The organism is Vallitalea pronyensis (assembly GCF_018141445.1).
GTDB lineage: Bacteria > Bacillota > Clostridia > Lachnospirales > Vallitaleaceae > Vallitalea > Vallitalea pronyensis.
Genome location: NZ_CP058649.1, coordinates 256,857 through 269,976, shown reverse-complemented (window position 1 = coordinate 269,976; position 13,120 = coordinate 256,857). Strand labels below are relative to the sequence as shown.

The 13,120-nt window shown below is 37.5% G+C and carries 10 protein-coding genes; 9 read left to right on the top strand and 1 reads right to left on the bottom strand.

From position 1 onward, the window contains the following. Window positions 1–274: 274 nt before the first annotated feature. The 5 genes from HZI73_RS01110 (at window position 275) to HZI73_RS01090 (ending at window position 4,934) form a co-directional block, all read left to right on the top strand. Entirely contained in the window at window positions 275–1,225 is a 951-nt protein-coding gene (locus tag HZI73_RS01110; RefSeq protein ID WP_212696437.1) for a hypothetical protein, read from the top strand. A 102-nt stretch (window positions 1,226–1,327) separates the two neighbouring features. Further along, window positions 1,328–2,050: an ABC transporter ATP-binding protein gene (locus tag HZI73_RS01105; RefSeq protein WP_212696436.1), complete on the top strand. Its 723-nt coding sequence runs from the start codon at window positions 1,328–1,330 to the stop codon at window positions 2,048–2,050. Next, window positions 2,047–2,781, top strand: coding sequence for an ABC transporter permease (locus HZI73_RS01100; RefSeq protein WP_212696435.1), 735 nt, complete (start codon window positions 2,047–2,049; stop codon window positions 2,779–2,781). Before HZI73_RS01105 ends, HZI73_RS01100 begins: the two co-directional genes overlap by 4 nt. Before the next feature lie 2 nt (window positions 2,782–2,783). Further along, window positions 2,784–4,241, top strand: a complete 1,458-nt coding sequence (locus tag HZI73_RS01095) for a sensor histidine kinase (protein WP_212696434.1) — start codon at window positions 2,784–2,786, stop codon at window positions 4,239–4,241. A 3-nt stretch (window positions 4,242–4,244) separates the two neighbouring features. Further along, on the top strand, window positions 4,245–4,934 hold the full coding sequence (locus tag HZI73_RS01090) for a response regulator transcription factor (RefSeq protein ID WP_212696433.1): 690 nt from the start codon (window positions 4,245–4,247) through the stop codon (window positions 4,932–4,934). 385 nt (window positions 4,935–5,319) lie between these two features. On the opposite strand, the gene HZI73_RS01085 is transcribed toward HZI73_RS01090, so the two are convergent. Then, complete coding sequence (locus HZI73_RS01085) at window positions 5,320–7,356, bottom strand: chitobiase/beta-hexosaminidase C-terminal domain-containing protein (RefSeq protein WP_212696432.1); 2,037 nt, start codon at window positions 7,354–7,356, stop codon at window positions 5,320–5,322. 266 nt (window positions 7,357–7,622) lie between these two features. On the opposite strand from HZI73_RS01085, the gene HZI73_RS01080 reads away from it, so the two are divergent. The 4 genes from HZI73_RS01080 (at window position 7,623) to HZI73_RS01065 (ending at window position 13,119) form a co-directional block, all read left to right on the top strand. Continuing rightward, entirely contained in the window at window positions 7,623–8,543 is a 921-nt protein-coding gene (locus HZI73_RS01080; RefSeq protein ID WP_212696431.1) for an ABC transporter permease, read from the top strand. An 11-nt stretch (window positions 8,544–8,554) separates the two neighbouring features. Next, entirely contained in the window at window positions 8,555–9,433 is an 879-nt protein-coding gene (locus tag HZI73_RS01075; RefSeq protein WP_246552314.1) for a carbohydrate ABC transporter permease, read from the top strand. A 27-nt stretch (window positions 9,434–9,460) separates the two neighbouring features. Next, window positions 9,461–11,125 carry an extracellular solute-binding protein gene (locus tag HZI73_RS01070; protein WP_212696430.1) on the top strand — a complete coding sequence of 555 codons (1,665 nt, stop codon included), beginning with the start codon at window positions 9,461–9,463 and terminating at the stop codon, window positions 11,123–11,125. A 185-nt stretch (window positions 11,126–11,310) separates the two neighbouring features. Then, entirely contained in the window at window positions 11,311–13,119 is a 1,809-nt protein-coding gene (locus HZI73_RS01065) for a sensor histidine kinase (protein ID WP_212696429.1), read from the top strand. Window position 13,120: the final 1 nt, after the last annotated feature.

Here is a 13,120-nt window from a genome sequence, read left to right as displayed (position 1 = left end):
TTTTTTTATGTTCATTGACGTATAAAGTTCTAACAGACGAAGCAATATAAGGAAGTGAAACCTTAAAAAATGATGATGCCTTTGAATGCTGAGTGTTATAAGACTATCAAAAATATATTAATAGATGTCACAGGAAATATTTATAAAAGTTTATATAAATTTTATAATTGTTTAAGATGGGTTTTATACGTTGTGGGTATACTAATAATATGCTTCATAAAGCACAAGTAAATATCTGTGTGCTTCTAGCAAATAAAAAATGAGGAGAGATTTAATGAAAAAGAAAAAAATCACACTAATGATGACATTAATCGCAGCCATAACCGTATTGACTGTTACCGTATTCGCATCTTCTTCCGTTCAAGAGAATGGTTACGAGACCTTAAAAGATACGCTTTTCTCCATGGAGATGATGGACAACAAAACGGTATCCATGAATGCAGAGATTATCGATAATGGTCAAAGTATTGCTATGATGGAAGGTGTAGCAAAAGTAGACCCTGAAAGTAAGGATATGAGTGGCGCATTCAAATTTTCCATGAATGACCTAACAAAATCCATTGAAATGTATAAGAATGGCGATACGCATATTCTAGTAGACAAAATCAATGACCTTTATTATCAAATAGAAAAGCCAGTAAAAAAGGGTTGCTTTAGAGGTCGAAAATATCATAAACGCTTTGAAGATCATGATAAAGAAATGACACCTCAGCAAGAAGCATTTTTTGACTTTATCGTTGGTGACTTAAAAGATAATTTTAGCATCAAGTCAAGTCAAGGTGGCAACAAGGTTATATCGTTTAATATGAAAGAAGAAGATATTCCTGTATCCGTTAATTTACTTCTTTCAGCAGCTGCATCCATGCATGAGCCAGAAGAGCACAAAATGGATAAATTCCCTATGGCACTTAACAACATCCCACTATTAGAAGGTATGGATGAAGTGCACAAAATAATGCCTAAATTAAAAGATGATATAAAATTATTAGAGGTCAATGTGGATCTAACGGTTAATCCTAACGACCAAATTATTGGTAATGCATTTGTATTTACATTTGAAGGAAAAGATGCAGAAGGTACCCATCATGAAATCATGGTGAAGGGTATCGTGAGTATTGAAGACATTCAGCAAACCACCGTGGATACAATTGATGTATCGGATAAAGAAGTGACCTTTGTTGATGTGAAAAAATTCATGGACATGTGCGAAGAATACAACGACTAAATCAAAGCAGCAAGGCTTTATACGTAACATGATTCAAATGTGATAGAAATAGTTTGGTTGATAAGACCAAACTTTTTCTATCTATAGGAGGAGGCTACCCAGATGTCTTTATTAACAGTAAAAAATTTATCTAAAATATATAAAAACAATCGAGGCATTAAAAACCTTGATCTTATCATTGAACCTGGAGAAATCGTTGCTCTTCTTGGACCTAATGGTGCAGGAAAGACAACGGCCATAAAAAGCATGTTAGGTTTTGTGAACATAACAGACGGTCTTGTCATCATGCAAAATTATACAATGAACGAAATAGAGAAAGCACGAAAAGAAACAGGTATCATGGTGGGTAAACCCATGCCCTATGATTTTTTAACGGGCTATAAGCACATGAAGATACATAGTCGACTGTATGATCAGGTGGATGACCATCTTATTGACCAAGCTTTAGAGGCTGTTTTATTAACCCCTTATAAACACGAGCGGATAAAACATTATTCAACAGGCATGAAACAAAGATTAGCGTTTGCACAAGCCATTGTGCATAAGCCTAAATTATTAATATTGGATGAACCCTTTTCTGGATTAGATATCGAAGGAAAAGCTGCAATAAAAAATCGGATTAAACAATTATGTCATGACGAACAAGTAGGTGTCTTAATATCTAGCCACTTAATTCATGATATTGAGGATATGGCTACAAAAGTATGTATTATTCACGATAATCGATGGCTAGTAACAGAATCAGTTAATCATATATTAAGGACGTACAGCAGTCTAGAAGCTTATTATCTGGATCAAGTGCAAAAAAAGGTGGTGTATGCATGAAACAATTATTAACATTATCCCAATCTGAATTTGATAAGATTATTGAAAAAAGAAAATCGAAAGTATTAATTATCCTTGTAGGTATGATGTTGCTTGGTGCTGGAGGCTTGTATTTTTATGTGGAAAACAATCTGAACCTCACAACCATCAGTGGAAGTAACTTTTCTGTGTGGATCCTTGAATCATTAATGGGTTTTATACTGCCTTTTTTCGCCGCAATGGTCATAGCAGATAGCATTGCTGGGGAATCTCAGGTTGGAACAATGGCCAATGTATATGCATTGCCAGTAACCCGCCAAACCATGTATGTAAGCAAAATCATTGCCAGTTTATCTTATGTAGCTATGATTGTCGGTGTTATATTTGTTATGACATTGATGGTGGGTATCGTCACAACAGGGCTCGATATTTTATTCAGTCTGGGAATGATTTTAACAACCTATCTAAAGGCTATAGCGGCACTTGGTTTAGTGATTGCATGTGTGGGTTATCTTGCGTTGTGGATGAAATCAAGCAGCATGACACTTGTAGTCAGTACAATTTTATTTATTGTTATGAACATATTTGGTCTTTTTATAGGTACATGGGATGGCCTTTTACCAACAACGGTTATCGGTTCTTTTGATAAAATATTTACACAAAATCACATGTCCTTATTGGTAAATATGATTTCTTATTATATAATACTAATTATAATTGGTATCTTTAAATTTCAAAAGAAGGAAGTTTAGTCATGTCTATACGTATAAAATTAATTATTGCTTACATGATTATGATTACACTATCAGGCTTTATTTTAGTGACATCAGGCTTTGGTATGATTGGGAGCTTTTTTTCAAACATGACCAGTATTGTTATGAAAGATAAACAGCTAGATGAAGTGGTTTATGAAGTGGTGGATCTATTAGCAGACCTGAAAAGCACCGAACAGATAGAGCCAGCATTATTACTAGATAAGAGCTATATGGAAGAAGTGGAAAAGAGAATATCTGAATTTTCCAGTACACTGATTGTTAAGTATAAAGATGATTTTATAAATGTAGGGCAACTGGATGTATCCCAAGACTTTTTTCAGAAACTGTTAATGAAAAACCCTTATTATCACACCCGTGGAGAAAGAATAATTACACACCAAGAAGCCACCTATTTCTATATGGAACATGATTTTACTTATCAAGGGGATAGGATTACCTATTATTTTATTGTGGATGTGACCCTGTTTAGGGATACCCATACCACGTTTGTTCGAGGATTTTTGTTTGTGCTCATTATCATTCTACTTATTGTCATTTTACCGCTGACATATATCCTATCCAGAGATATTATTCAGCCGCTTAAAAAACTAGAAGAAGGTACCCATAACATTCAAAAAGGGAATCTGGATTTTAAATTAGAAGCCCAATCGAAGAATGAAATTGGCAGGGTGATTAATTCCTTTGATCGCATGCGGTATGAACTTAAAAAATCACTGGAACAGCAAATTGAATATGAGGAAAATCGAAAAGAATTGATTTCAAGTATTTCACATGACCTGAAGACACCCATTACATCCATCAAGGGTTATGTAGAAGGTATTATGGATGGTGTGGCAAACAGTCCAGAAAAATTAGAAAAATACCTACATGTCATTTATAATAAATCCGAACATATGGACCGTTTGATTGATGATTTATTTCTCTTTAGTAAATTAGATTTGAATCGTTTGCCTTTTGATATGGAAGATATTCAAGTGTCAAGATTTATAGAAGATTGTATGGATGAATTAAAACTAGAACAAGGCCATGGTGATATTAAAATTAAGATGCAGAATCAGGTGGAGGAAGATACGCTGGTCATCATCGATTCTCAGAAAATTCGACGTGTTATTTTTAATATTGTACAGAATGCCATTAAATATATGGAAAAAGATGACAAGATATTGACCATCTCTCTTACAGAAAGACAAGATACAGTGAGTATAAGTATAATGGATAACGGTGTTGGTATTAAAAAGGAACAACTACCTTTTATCTTTAATAAATTTTATCGAGTTGATGAATCACGTAATACAAAAGCTGGAGGGACAGGTCTTGGTCTATCCATTGCTAAACAAATTATAGAAGCCCATGGAGGAACCATCTGGGCAAGGAGCCAGCAAGGTGAAGGAACCACCATATGCTTCACGTTAAAAAAAGTCATGAATGGGGAATAAACCATGAACAAAAAAGTGTTAATTATAGAAGATGAAGTCAGCATTGCAGAACTGGAAAAGGATTATTTAGAAATTAATGATTTTGAAGTTGAGCTAGAGCATTCTGGGATAAAAGGGCTTCATAATGCCCTGACAAATACCTATCATCTGATTATTCTTGACCTTATGCTGCCAGATATGGACGGTTTTGAAATATGCAAGAAAATTAGAATGAAAAGTAATGTGCCTATATTGATGGTGTCTGCAAGACAGAAAGATATTGATAAAATTAGAGGTCTAGGATTAGGTGCTGATGATTATATGACGAAGCCTTTTAGCCCTAATGAGTTGGTTGCCAGAGTAAAAGCCCATATTGCAAGATATGAAAGACTGGTTGGTGGCGAGAAGGTAATGAGCGAGCTGTCTATTAGAGGATTAGTCATTAATATGGATGCGAGACGTGCTACTGTTAAAGGTGAAGAGATTGTTTTAACGACGAAAGAATATGATTTATTATTGTTCTTGGCCAGTAACCCTGATAAAGTATTTAGTAAAGAAACGCTTTTTGACAGAGTGTGGGGGATGGATCATAATGGGGACATTGCAACGGTAACGGTTCATATTGGTAAGATTCGAGAGAAGATTGAAAAAGATTCGTCGAATCCTCAATATATTGAGACGATATGGGGGGTAGGTTATCGGTTTAAGATGTAGAGGGAAATAGCGTAATTTGATGAGGAGAGTGCAAGACGGCCGTAGATGGGGGATGGACACCATAAAGTCGTTCAGGTTAAAAGAGGCTAAGAAAAACTAGGTTCGTGGAAGAGGTATTTCCTAGAGCTTACGAACTCCCTGCGGTCAGACAAGTAAGCTTTTTAACGGAAATACCTCTTCCACTCACCAAGATTTTCTAAGCCTCTTTTAAAAATCACGACTTTATGGTATCCATCCCCCATCTACTAGGTTATAGTAATGTTGGGCATGCGTAAGGAAAGACTCCTTTAATTTGTCAGGAGTCTTTCCTTATTTTTATTCTCATGATCATTTAAGTGTTCACAAACGATTAAAGTGACTGCTTAAAATACTATAGGTTAGGGTTTTATTGACTTACTTCTATGGTATCCATATTGAAGCCTGTACCTGTTTGCTCGATGGTAAGGGTATGGGTGCCGGCACTTATATTAAATGAACTGCTTGTGGAGGTTGTGAAGGTTTCCCAATCGCTGGTTTGAGGAATGTTAATGGTGGCCACGGTATTGCCATCTAACTTAATGGTTGCTGTGGTTGCAGCATTACCGTTGGATAGTCTTATTGTTACTTTATAATTGTTCGTGGAGGAGGCGTTTATTTTATAGGAAGCCCAGCTATTTCCTCTAGGGATGTTATCGTAGACATAATCCCAGTTACCCCATGCGAGCAATAAGTTATTGGAATGTGCGGCAATAGGTGCTTGGACAAAATTATAGTAGTCATAGAATCCTTCTGCTTCAAAGACTGTTGGTATATCATATTGTGGTTCTGGCACAACGGGTTCTGCTGGTGTTGATGGGTCGAAACCAATAGCAGCATAGAGATTTGCGGATTCGTTCAGGTATCTGGGTTTGGATACTTCTGCTTTCCACTTGTTATAGATATAGCTGGCACCTGGTTGTTGAATTCTTGTATCACCCCAAATAGTTGGGTCACTAAATATGGGTTGTTGATTCCAATCTTGATTAATGTAGGATAACATTTTCACATTATTTAATGCAATATAGTCAAAGACTTTTTGGAAATATTGGTCCCAGTTAGCAGCGTTTGTCATGGGGTAGTAAGCTCTTCCTGAGCATTCCCCAAGCATAAGGGGCTTGTTCTTTTGATTAGCAAAATCGGCTGCGTTTTGACGGTATTGGGCTGCTGTAGCTTCTTCGCCTGCTGATGGCCATCCAAACCAGCTAACGCCTATCCAATCCACGTAAGCATCACCAGGATACCAGGCTTCAATATCCCAGCCCCATGCAGGTTCAATGCCAATGACATTCCATACAAAGGCCACATTACTTACTTCTTCTTCTCTAAAGATATTGTGAACACGTCGATAGGCCATTACATATTCGGAAGGTTCGAAGTAATGATTGTGATTGCCGTCTGGTTCATAACCTATGCGGACGTAAACAGGTTTATTGGAGGCTTTTATGGCTTGTGCCATGGTTCGAATATTGGCATCTCTTAACCCATCAGCAACTTTTACTTCTTCATCTTGACCATCTTGATGTTGGTCATAATCGGTCATATCAATACCAATCTGACATATGGAATGTGGTTTGTTGTTAATCCAGTGTTGAAGGTCTTGCATGCCTGCACCTTTGTCCGATGGTGATGTCATGCCTGCGGCATCAACCGTACCGGTATAAATCATATAGCCAGCAGGGTCGGGAATATCTGGCAAGGCTTCATAAGCATCCATTTCATCACGGTCTTGACCAACCACAATAAGGGTTTTGCCATCAGCAGGTTCAAATTTAGCTAATGTACTTTGACCACCGATATAATAAGTGGCACTGCTTATGTTAGAAGGTGTCATACCGGATTTCACACCAATGGCTTTTACGGTTTTATTGGTGGATACGGTAATCGGTGCAGTATAGATTGGTGAAGACGTGGTTGGTGTTGAACCATCTATTGTATAGTGGATATCAGCACCAGAGGTAGCACAACTGATGGTCACATCTTGAGGGTTGCTGTATGTCCCGCCAGATGGGCTCATGGTTGGTGCAGCCACTTGCTGTGAGACTGTACCATGGGTAAAACTAAAATTACCGGTGTCTTTTTGGGTACTGCCAATCTGGTATGTAAACCAATAGTCGATGACATCACCATTCACTAAACCGTTCACATCATAAGTCCATGTATCCCCATTGGCTTGCATCAAATAGTTTAACTGGTTACCATTATTCACTTGATAATGAATGTAAACATAAGTTGAAGAACAGTAAGATTCAAAAACGATTCGAGCTGTATCGGAATCAATGCTGGACGCAGATTCACTGTAATCAGCCGTGGTTGTTGCCATTACGGAAGTCATGGTACCTGTGAGCAATAAGATGGACATTGTTAAGCTTAAAAATAGTCGTTGCATGCCCTTTTGACACTTCATAATATCATTCTCCTTTGTTAGAATTTTTTAATGGAACCTTAATTGCCCTTTCATTTTAAAATATATTCAGTCAATGATAAAGTCCAATATTTTAGATTGTAGCCTATTATTTTGGGACTTGTGTTGTGATGAGAACATTAAACCTAATAAAGTGCTATTTTCTAAAATAATGTACCCTCATCTAAAATGCTGGTATTGCATTCAAACTTCTTGACTTTTATACTTGAAGTAGCTAAGAAAAAACAACGAAAGTGCAGGTCAACGATATGATGAAACAACATACATGGGTCAAGAGGTTAAAGAGACAGAAGCAGAGACAGCTAATGGTATTACCAGGTATCATATGGTTGATTGTTTTTTGCTACATACCCATTTTTTGGCTGGTTATCGCTTTTAAAGAGTACGATATCACAAAGTCTGCCTTAGAAGCACCTTGGGTTGGGTTAAAATACTTTAAAGAATTTCTGAGTGATGAGCGATTTTATACCATGTTAAAGAATACAGTGGGTATTGGTTTTTATAAGCTCATCGTTGCATTTCCAATACCCATTATCTTTGCTTTATTTCTCAATGAGATCAAAGGGACTAAGTTCAAAAAGTTTGTACAAACAGCTTCTTATTTACCTCATTTTATTGCCTGGCCGATTCTTGGCGGTATTATCCTAAGCTGGCTGGGTAAAACAGGTATCATTAACCATGTGATGATCACGTTAGGTCTACAAGATACGCCAATCTATTACATCGCCAAGGCTGAATATTTCTGGCGGATTGCTGTTATTTCCGATGTCTGGAAGGAGTTAGGCTGGAATGCCATTATCTACATTGCAGCCATTGCAGGAGTCAATCCCGTGCTCTATGAAGCGGCAGATATCGATGGTGCTGGACGATTTAAAAAGATGTGGCACATTACCATTCAGAGCATTCGTCCCACAATTGCTATTCTATTTATTTTAGCGGTAGGTAATCTACTAAATGGCAGTAATTTTGAACAGATTTTTGTCTTAAGAAATAACATGAATCTGGATGCCAGTGAAATTGTGGATTTATATATTTATAATATTGGTATTGGAGCAGGACGTTTTTCCTATGCCAGTGCAGTCTCCTTACTAAAAGCGGCAGCGTCACTTATCTTGGTATTGGGAGCTAACCTTGTCACAAAAAAATTAACGAAAGAGTCCATACTATAGGAGGCATTCCATTGAAGAAAAAGCTGTTGCAAATAAAAGCTTTTGATGTCATTAACATCAGTATCATGTGTTTTATTTGCTTTATTATGATTTATCCCTTTTACTTTGTTTTTATTAATTCAATCAATGATGGCTATGACGCCATGAAGGGCGGTATATATTGGTGGCCTCGGGTGTTCAGCATTAATAATTATATAGCGGTGTTTCACAATTCAGGGCTTGCAAGGGCTTTTCTGGTGACCATTGCAAGAACATTTATTGCTACCACACTACATATTTTCTTTTCAGCGATGGTTGCCTTTGGTTTGTGCAAACAGGGTTTAATAGGGAAAAAAATATACATGATGTTGGGTATCATCACACTCTTTTTTAATGGAGGACTCATTCCAACATTCTTACTAATCAATAGCCTTGGCTTGTATAATAAATTCATTGTTTACATTATCCCAACCATGCTTAATTTTATTAATGTGATTATCTTCATGAATTTCTTTAAGCAGTTACCCATTGCATTAGAAGAATCGGCAGTGGTGGATGGTGCCAGTGATTTTCGTATCTTTACACGTATTATTTTACCCTTATCCAAGCCCGTTCTAGCAACCATTGTACTCTTTGTAGGTGTGTACCATTGGAATGATTATTTTATGGGGGTTGTCTATGTCAGTGATGATGCTTTGCGACCCATTCAAACCTTTTTCTATAAAATCGTAGCAGAAAATGCCACTCAAGCTTTACAGCATCAATCCATGGGTGCCTTTGGTAAAAAGATAACTTCTCAATCCATCAAATACGCAACCATGATTATTGCTACACTGCCCATCATATGTGTGTACCCCTTCTTGCAAAAGTATTTTGTAAAAGGGATGTTAATAGGTTCCATCAAGTCATAATCAAACATAAAAATGGAGGTATTTAAAATGAAACGAATCGTGATGTTGTTATTGGTACTGGTATGTTTATTATCAGCATGTACCAGGGATTCTGGAAAGAAAGACATGGAGACAGGGTCGGAGCATGCTGATAAGGGTTCGTCTAATGGCTCAGAGAACAACGATGAGAATGATTCAGTGAATCCAGATGAACCGGGCTGGAAACAGGATACGTCACCTGTGGCGCTTGATTGGTATGTGCATGCGTCTTGGTATACAGGTGAATGGGGGAAAAGTCTTGTATCCAAGTACATTACAGAGAAAACAGGGGTGGATGTTAATCTGGTTATTCCATCAGGGAATGAAAATGAGATGCTGAATACACTCATTGCTTCCAACAACTTACCGGACATTATATCTATTGGGTTCTGGGAGCAAAATGCCAAAGTGTTAATGGAAAGTGATATGGTCCATGCTCTCAATGATTTAGCCGATACCTATGACCCCTACTTTTTCAAAGTAACAGCAGATGGCAGCTCAGCATGGTATACGTACCCAGATGGCAACTTGTATTGTTATCCTAATGAATCTTATTCTCCAGATCAAATGACCGATGATGTTCTCCTAAAAGCCAATCAAACATTTGTTGTAAGAAAAGACATCTACGAAGCTATCGGTGAGCCAGATATGCGTACACCAGAAGGCTTCTTGAACGGTTTGCAGCTGGCAAAAGATTATGCAGCAGATCAAGGACTGACCATACTGCCTTTCTGTTTTCAAGGTATTGGTGATATGGGAAGTTATGCTTTTGAATCCTATATTCAGAACTTCCTAGCCATACCCTTTGAAGAAGATGGTCAATTGGTGGATCGCTTCACCCATCCAGAGTACATTAGGTGGATGAAAACCTTTAGGCAGGCCTTTGAAAAAGAACTGATTACCCTTGAGCCGTTTATTGATACTGCTGCACAGGTTGAGGAAACCATTAACAATGCAGGTTATTTTGCCATGCTGCGTGAATGGACATCGCTGGAAGTTGCCAATGGTCTTATCCACGACCAAGATCCTAATCGTATCTATATTGCCATTGATGGACCATCCAATGCCAATCTGGATAAACCGCTACTCTACCCAGGAGGTGTGGCAGGATGGATGTTAACCATGATCAGTAAAAATTGTGAAAACCCTGATCGAGCTATTCGTTTCTTAACGTACTTGATTAGCGAAGAGGGACAGCAAGATTTCTTCTTAGGCAAAAAAGGTGAAACATGGGATACCATTGATGGTAGAGACCAACTGCTTCCTGACATGATTGATTTACTACAGAAGGACTATACGAAATTTACCAATGACATTGGTGCAGTGGATACCTATTGGTTAATGCGAAATCCGGTCATTGTTAATAAATGGCGTCCTGAGTATCCCGATTACATCAAACAAATGATTGAATGGACCAGAGACAAAGTGGATACAACACAAGGTTTATATGACTCCATTGATCCACCAGCTGATATTGATGAAGGTATTATGCTTCAAAAAATCAAACGTTTATGGGGCAGGGTATTACCTGAGCTCATCATGGCAGAATCTGATGAAGAATTTGATACCATTTGGGCAGAATTTATAGCTGAAAGAGATGCTCTAGGATTTGAAACGGTGCAGGCTTATCGACAAATGCAGTTAAATGACAATAAAGCCAAGCTCAACCAGTAAAGCCATTAAGGGGTTATATTCCTATGGGATGACTAAGTAGATGACAACATGTACTTGGTATTGGAACCTGATTTTCTCCGTCTATCTGTCAAAAATCGACATAATTGTTAAACAAGATAGCTTATAATGAAATAAAAGCGACTTATTATAGACGGAGACATTCGGGTAAAGAGGGTAGGATGACCATGAGATTAAAGAGAGTCTTTCAGCGATTAAGTATATCCCAAAAATATATGATCATTTATATCAGTCTATTTGCTATACCGATTATTGTCTATGCACGTATGACGTTCATGATAGCAGAAAAGGATCAAATGGATGCTTTCTATAAAGACAATACAGAAAAGATGGCAGAAATACATGGTCAACTGTTGCAAAAAGTAGCGGTATGTGATCGAACAGCCCAATTAGCTCTTAGTAACAATGGGTTTATCACGTTTGTTTCCTCCAATATGACAGAAGATGCCCATCAATTGGTGAATTTCAAATATGGTGAGTATCAAGAAATGCAGAATATCATTAATATCAATCCCAGTATATACAACATTACTTTTTTTATCAATAATCCTGATATCTATGAGATGTGGCCCCTATTACTGCACAGGGATAAATTTCCTTATCCCCATGACATAGAGAAAATATACAAATTGGATGGTATGCGAACATATGCTTATGATAACAGTGAAAAGCGTCCAGCCATGCTCATGAAAGAGGATACAAGGCGTATTAATCTCTATAGAAAAATCCACCTTGTTGATGGCTTTATAGAGGTTAGTATGCTGCTGGTGGATTTTTTTGAAAGCACCTTATGGCATCAAAGTGATACCACATCTTATTATCTTATTAAAGATGGTCAACCCATTATTGTGGATGAGAACAACGCCTTTTTTAAAAAGCGACTATCCCTTATGCCCATTATTAGTAAAGCATCCACAGCTCAGTCAAAAGGCGACCATGGCAAGATTGAATTGCGGGTTAATCAAGAGGCGTTTTATTTGCTTTATCGCTACATGGAACCTCTTGATGCTTATATTTATCAAATATCCTCCATTGACTCCATGATGACGATATTGGATAAAACAGGTTATAGCATTACCGTGGCAGTTATCATTGCTATTGGTGTGTTAATTGTCATTACCAGTATTGTGACGCTGCTTCTGACCAATAAAATAAGACTATTAAGGGCCTCTATTCGTCGGGTAGAGTCAGGGGATTTGAATGTGATCATTCCCGTAACGGGTAGTGATGAAGTGGACGAAGTCGCCAAACACTTCAATCATATGGTTGTTAAAATACGGGATTTAATTGATAAACTAATAGCCAAAGAAGTCGCCGTCAAAGACATTGAAATCAAAGCGTTGCAATCACAGATTAATTCACATTTTCTACATAATGTTTTAGAGTCCATTCGCATCTTAGCAGTCTTAGAAAATAATCAAGAAATCGCTGCAGCAACCGGATCACTGGGGAAGCTCATGCGCTACTCCATGAATTGGGAAAAACAGCTGGCTACAATAAAAGAAGAAATCACATTGGTAGAAAGCTATATTCACTTGATTAATCTCATTTCAGATGGAACAATCGTCTTCAAGTATCAGGTAGAAAACAAGTTGTTGGACGTTAAACTATCCAAGATGCTCATTCAGCCCATTGTTGAAAATGCCATAAAACACGGCATTCAATCCATCAAGAAAAATGGTGAAGTGGCATTACATGTGATAACAAATCCTCAAAAAAGCTGTTTACAGATTATTATCATGGATAATGGGAAAGGGATGGACCAAGAAGAATTACAGAACATTCGCCAATATATAGTGGATGTGAAAGGGGATAAGCCTACAGAGGAGCAACATGCCATTGGGTTAAGAAATGTGGATGAAAGAATCAAATACGTTTATGGTGAAGCCTATGGTATAGCAATTGAAAGCGAAAAAAGTAAAGGGACGAAAGTCACGTTAAGTCTACCCTATAAAGACAGTGTGGGAGGATGGTAAC